The sequence below is a fragment of the Rhodoferax sp. genome (genome assembly GCF_023701345.1).
Lineage (GTDB): Bacteria > Pseudomonadota > Gammaproteobacteria > Burkholderiales > Burkholderiaceae_C > Rhodoferax.
Map to the genome: position 1 here is coordinate 1 of NZ_JAMPXE010000178.1, position 5146 is coordinate 5146.

Consider the following 5146-nt stretch of genomic DNA (forward strand, 5'->3'; position numbering starts at 1 on the left):
CGCTCGACGGTGATGGTGTGGTAACCAAAGGCGTCGTTGTCAAAAATGCGGCTGATGGGCACACCGTCACGGCTCACTTCCTTGAAGTCACCAAACAGGCGGGTGATCTCGTCAATGTGGTCGGCACTAAGTTCCTTGCGCTTGGAGCCCAGGCTCTTGCGCATCTTCTGCCAGAAGCCGCTGGCGTCGATCAGTTGCAGCTTGCCTTTGCGGGCCGGCGGCTTGCGGTTGCTGACGATCCAGACATAGGTGCTGATGCCGGTGTTGTAAAACATGTCGGTCGGCAGGGCGATGATGGCCTCGACCAGGTCACTTTCCAGCACGTAGCGGCGAATCTCGCTCTCACCGCTGCCGGCGCCACCGGTGAATAGCGGAGAGCCGTTGAGCACAATGCCGAAGCGGCTGCCGCCATCGACAGCCGGGCGCATCTTGGCGATCAGGTGCAACAGGAACAGCAGCGAGCCGTCGGACACGCGCGGCAGGCCGGGGCCAAAGCGGCCGTTGTAGCCCTGTTCTTCGGCTTCCTTGCGGATTTCCTTCTCAATCTTTTTCCACTCGACACCAAAGGGCGGATTGGACAGGCTGTAGTCAAACACCTTGCCGGGCAAGCCGTCCGCAGACAGGGTGTTGCCAAAGATGATGTTGGCAATGTCCTGGCCCTTGATCAGCATGTCGGCCTTGCAGATGGCGTAGGACTCGGGGTTGAGCTCCTGGCCGTACATGACCAATCTAGCGTCGGGGTTGAGTTGGCCCAGGTGTTCACCGGCCACGCTCAACATGCCGCCGGTGCCAGCCGTTGGGTCGTACAGGCTGCGCACCACACCGGGCTGGGTGAGAGCCTGGTCGTCTTCGATGAACAGCAGGTTGACCATGAGCCGGATGACCTCGCGCGGGGTGAAGTGCTCACCGGCGGTCTCGTTGGAAAGCTCGGCGAACTTGCGGATCAGCTCTTCAAAGACAGCGCCCATTTCGGCGTTACTGACCACGTTGGGGTGCAAGTCGATGTTTGCAAACTTTTCGGTGACCATGTACAGCAGGCCGGACTTGGCGAGCTTGTCGATCTGGGTGTGAAACTCAAAGCTCTCGAAGATGTCACGCACCGCCGGGCTGAAGGCTTGCATGTAGGCGCGCAGGTTCTCACCAATGTGATCTTGGTCGCCCATGAGCTTTTTGAGGTCCAGCGGCGAGGTGTTGTAAAAGAACTGGCCGGACTTGCGCAACAGGAAGGGCTCGGAGTTCAGGCCCGCTTTCTCGCGCAAAGCCTTTTCTGCCAGCACTTTGGCCTTGGTGGCCTCCAGCACGCAGTCCAGGCGGCGCAGCACGGTAAAGGGCAGGATGACTTTGCCGTATTCAGACTGTTTGTAGTCACCGCGAAGGAGGTCGGCGACCGACCAGATGAACGAGCTTAAATTGGGGTTGGTGGTGGCCATGCGGTGGTTTTTGGCAGTGTGACAGTGCTGCTGGGGGCTGGTTGTTATGGGCTGATCTTACACAGTGTTCCGGTGGTATTTAGCACACCTGATTTCGCGTTTACCCCAAACCAACGGACCTGCTCAGGCTTGTTGGTTGTTGCGGGTAAGTGCTTATATCTAGTTGCACTGTCGAGGCTGTGGGGTGTGACTGAATGGAGTCGTTGGAAACTGGTCAAGGCCGGGCAACTGGTTGAACCATTGAGTGATATGGGCTAGACTGAAACCTGATTTCAGGGTGTTCCAGTGGGTCAGTTTCTGTTTTGTTGGTATATTTGTTGGTATTTTGAAATTGTTAACTTGAAATCTATAATATCCATGCGGGTTGTAGCTTGATGTTCGAGTCAGATAATCGCACCATTACATAGTACAAAGGCCTCCAAGTAGCGATACTCGGAGGCCTTTTCATTGCGCGTGACTTCTTTATTTGCCTGACTGTCAGTTCAGGTCCTCAGGCCGCCAAAGCCATTTTGCCGCCAGGCCTCGAACACGGTCACGGCCACGGCGTTGGACAGGTTCAGGCTGCGCTGCCCTGGCATCATCGGCAGTTTGAAGGTTTGTTGCTGCGCAAATGACTGGCGCACGGCATCGCTCAGGCCTTTGGTCTCGGAGCCAAACACCAGATAGTCACCGGGTTTGAAGCGTGCCTCGAACACGTTCTGGCTGGCCCGGGTGGTCAGCGCAAACAGCCGCCCAGGCAAAGCTTGCTCATCATCCAGAAAGCTCTGCCAGTTGGCATGGCGTATGACGGTGGCATATTCGTGGTAGTCGAGCCCGGCACGGCGCATGTGCTTGTCGTCCATCGAAAACCCCAGTGGCTCCACCAGGTGCAAGGTGCAGCCGGTGTTGGCGGCCAGGCGTATGACGTTGCCCGTGTTGGGAGGGATTTCGGGCTCAACCAGAACAATATGAAACATGCCCGCATTGTCGCGCAAGCTTATTCGGTGCGGGCAATGACCAATCCAGTGACATGGGTAGCACCAGCCGCCTTGAGCTCCCGCGCGGCGGTGTACAGCGAAGCGCCGCTGGTCATCACATCGTCTACCAACACCAGCCGTGCACCGTGTAGCGTCGAAATTTTGAGCGGATCCACCGCAAAAGCCTGATTCAGGCTGGTCAGCCGTTGCGCGCGTTTGAGGCTGTGCTGTGCTGGCGTGTCGGCAATGCGCAGCAACAGGTCTGACCGGGTTTTGTGGGCGCTGAGTTGATGTGCCAGCAGCAAGGCCTGGTTGTAGCCACGGACTTGCAGGCGCTGTCTGGACAGCGGCATGGGCAACAGCAGGTCAGCGGCCTCCAGCGCTGGCTCGACCCAGGGTGTGGCTTTGAGCAGATGGGCAAAAAACCGGACCAATGCGGGCTGGTCATGGAACTTGAAATCGGCCATCAAATGCGCCCACGGGAAGGCGTAGGGCACGGCAGCCAGACACATGTCCAGTGGCGGAGGGGCTTTCAGACAGGCGCCGCACTGCGATAGACCGGCCGGCAAGGGCAGCGCGCAGGTGTGACAGCGTGGCTGGGGCTGGGCAAATTCAGCCACGCAGCGGTCACAAATGGGCTGCGCCGGCCATGTGCGGCAAATCCGGCACTGGCTGGCGGGTGGGCGCAAGACCCTTGAAAGCAAGCTGGTGAACATACAGTCAATATACTCGCGTCTCTATTCCAAACGCGTTATGGTTGATCAATCCCCCCCTTCTGTTGACCCGCAGGCTGCGCAGCGCTGGCACAACCGCCCCGCGGCTGAGTCCGCATGGCTGCACGAAGAAGTGGCTCGGCGCATGCAGGAGCGTCTGGACTGGATCACGGTCCAGCCCGAGAGCTGGGTGCATTGGTCGCCGCTCAACGGCGGACTGGCGTCGCATGCGTTGTTACGGCAACGCTATCCCCAGGCGTTTTGCACCCTGGTCGAGGCAAGCCCGAAGCGCGCCCAGCATCTCGCACGGGCTGTGACACCGCCCTGGTGGCAAGCACAGCGCTGGTTGCGGCCCAGGCCCCAGGTGGTCAATCAGGTGACGCAGCCAGCCCGGATGTTGTGGGCCAACATGAGTTTGCACATGACTGACCAACCCCAGGCCTTGCTGCAGCAGTGGCATCAGGCTTTGGCGGTAGATGGTTTTTTAATGTTTTCGTGTCTGGGGCCTGACACCCTCAAAGAACTGCGTGTGCTTTACCGGGCGCTGGGCTGGCCAGCGCCCAGTCATGAATTCACCGACATGCACGACTGGGGTGACATGCTGATCGGGGCCGGCTTTGCCGAGCCCGTGATGGACATGGAGCGCATCACGCTCACGTTTGAGTCACCGCAGCGCGTGCTGCAGGAGTTGCGGGGCCTGGGACGCAATCTTCATGTTGGACGCTTCCAGACATTGCGGGGGCGACGCTGGCACAGCCAGCTGCTTCAGGCGATCGAAAAAAATGCCATGCAACTGACATTTGAAGTGGTTTATGGTCATGCCTTCAAGCCCGCGCCCAAACTCACGGTGCGGGCGCAAAGTGAAATCTCCCTGGACCAGATGCGTGCGGCCTTGACACGCGGAAAAGCCGCAGGCGCCGCACGATCCGACCCCCTGCCAGGCCTGGGTCAACCTGAATGAGCTCAACCTTCACCGGGAACTGATGCTGCTGCTGGTGGGGCCCGCTATCCGCATTTTCTGGCTGCCCTGAGGTTCATCCCGTGGCCGCCGCGCCGGATGGGCTTGGGGTTTTCCCTTGTTGCCTTGTGCGTATTCCCTAGCCAATATCCTTTAGAATCGTTTGATAAATATCAAATAGTCTTGAGATATTCAACCATGAGGACGGCATTTATGCGTGGCTTGTATGCGTATCTTACTCGGTGCGAGTAATCACAATGGCTCTCGCACGCGCCAGGTAGGCGTGAGCGGCAGGACGGCGCTGGAAGGTCCGACCGTCGGAGCCAATGAATACGTTTTCTCGTTAACCCTATTGATACCCACTGACAAAGGAAACCATGAACCTTTCAGCGTCCTCCGCCACAACCACCGACAACGATCCTGGTGATCTGTTTAAAAGTGCCGCCAACCTTGCCGTTAAAGTGGCAATCGTGGCGGCGGTTGTGGTTGGTGCAATCATTTTGCTGGCTGTGATGGCGGCGCCTGAGGGTTCGAGCCAGGGCGACATGTCGGACCAGGCGGTGGCGGCACGCATTCAGAAGGTGGGCACTTTGACCTTGGGTGATGCTGCCGGTAGCGGGCCGCGCTCTGGCGAAGACCTGTTCAAGGAGCGTTGTGCAGCTTGCCACGCCGCTGGTTTGATGGGTGCGCCAAAGTTGGCTGACAAGGCCGCCTGGGGCCCTCGCATTGCCAGTGGTTATGCCGCCCTGTTGAATGCTGCGCTGAAAGGCAAGAATGCCATGCCGGCCCAGGGTGGCGCAGGTTACAGCGATGTTGAAGTGGGTCGTGCCCTGGTCTATATGGCTAACGCATCGGGCGCCAGTTTTGCCGAACCTGAGGCTGAGTCTGCGGACGCAGCGACTGCACCCGTCGCCAAAAATGCCAAGCCCTGAAGTGCTGTTCAGTGCCATCGGTTTTCAACGCACGGTGTCGGATGAATGCATCGGCGAGGTGGGCGCGGTTCGTCAAAAGAATCACGCCTTTGCTTAAATTTTTTGGCAATTTAGAAATGAAAAAACTGGTCTTCGCTCACTTCGCTTTGCTCATTGC

5 protein-coding genes are annotated in these 5146 nt (G+C 58.5%); 2 read left to right on the forward strand and 3 right to left on the reverse strand.

Annotated elements, in window-relative coordinates; translation table 11 throughout:
- The 3 genes from NDI87_RS16370 to NDI87_RS16380 form a co-directional block, all read right to left on the reverse strand.
- The coding region (locus NDI87_RS16370; protein WP_296276601.1) for a class I SAM-dependent DNA methyltransferase at nt 1-1430 on the reverse strand (1430 nt) is incomplete at its 3' end.
- A 482-nt stretch (nt 1431-1912) separates the two neighbouring features.
- A complete protein-coding gene (locus NDI87_RS16375; protein ID WP_296276603.1) occupies nt 1913-2386 on the reverse strand; it encodes a tRNA (cytidine(34)-2'-O)-methyltransferase in 474 nt (157 codons plus the stop codon).
- 20 nt (nt 2387-2406) lie between these two features.
- Nucleotides 2407-3006, reverse strand: a complete 600-nt coding sequence (locus NDI87_RS16380; protein WP_296276608.1) for a ComF family protein — start codon at nt 3004-3006, stop codon at nt 2407-2409.
- A 133-nt stretch (nt 3007-3139) separates the two neighbouring features.
- On the opposite strand from NDI87_RS16380, the gene NDI87_RS16385 reads away from it, so the two are divergent.
- Together NDI87_RS16385 and NDI87_RS16390 are read left to right on the forward strand one after the other, a co-directional pair.
- Nucleotides 3140-4060 carry a biotin synthase gene (locus tag NDI87_RS16385; RefSeq protein WP_296276609.1) on the forward strand — a complete coding sequence of 307 codons (921 nt, stop codon included), beginning with the start codon at nt 3140-3142 and terminating at the stop codon, nt 4058-4060.
- 374 nt (nt 4061-4434) lie between these two features.
- Entirely contained in the window at nt 4435-4989 is a 555-nt protein-coding gene (locus NDI87_RS16390) for a c-type cytochrome (protein ID WP_296276611.1), read from the forward strand.
- The last annotated feature ends 157 nt before the right edge of the window (nt 4990-5146 follow it).

Bases quoted from the DNA above. Each gene is read 5' to 3' on its own strand.
- NDI87_RS16385 (WP_296276609.1), top strand. From the start codon at position 3,140: ATGGTTGATCAATCCCCCCCTTCTGTTGACCCGCAGGCTGCGCAGCGC.
- NDI87_RS16375 (WP_296276603.1), bottom strand. From the start codon at position 2,386: ATGTTTCATATTGTTCTGGTTGAGCCCGAAATCCCTCCCAACACGGGC.
- NDI87_RS16390 (WP_296276611.1), top strand. From the start codon at position 4,435: ATGAACCTTTCAGCGTCCTCCGCCACAACCACCGACAACGATCCTGGT.